This is a genomic window from Gilvimarinus sp. 1_MG-2023 (genome assembly GCF_030548285.1).
Genome location: NZ_JAUOSC010000908.1, coordinates 1 through 278 on the forward strand (window position 1 = coordinate 1; position 278 = coordinate 278).

Genomic DNA, 278 nt, shown 5'->3' on the forward strand with positions numbered 1-278 from the left:
GCCTGGCGATGCTCGGGATCGAGGCACGGCAGTTCTTCATGAGGGCGGCCGGGGGCAAGGTTGCTGTTGAGATAAGCGATGACTGCCGTGACCGGGTCAGATTCCGACGTCGCCACCAGAGTCGTGTGGCGTTCAGCCAGCCTCCGGGTGACACCTTCCCCGGCCGATCCGCAAATCGCAATATCCACCTCGTGTAATGGGTGCCGGTTACCGTCACCGCGGACATGCCATTCATGCAAGCTGCCTGCTGGTGACAAGGTCAGGTTCCAGACCAGTTC

1 protein-coding gene is annotated in these 278 nt (G+C 61.5%); it reads right to left on the minus strand.

Going from position 1 to position 278, the window contains the following annotated elements:
• Positions 1-278: nitrogen fixation protein (locus Q4563_RS19505; RefSeq protein ID WP_303605697.1), on the minus strand; the 278-nt coding region annotated here is incomplete at both ends.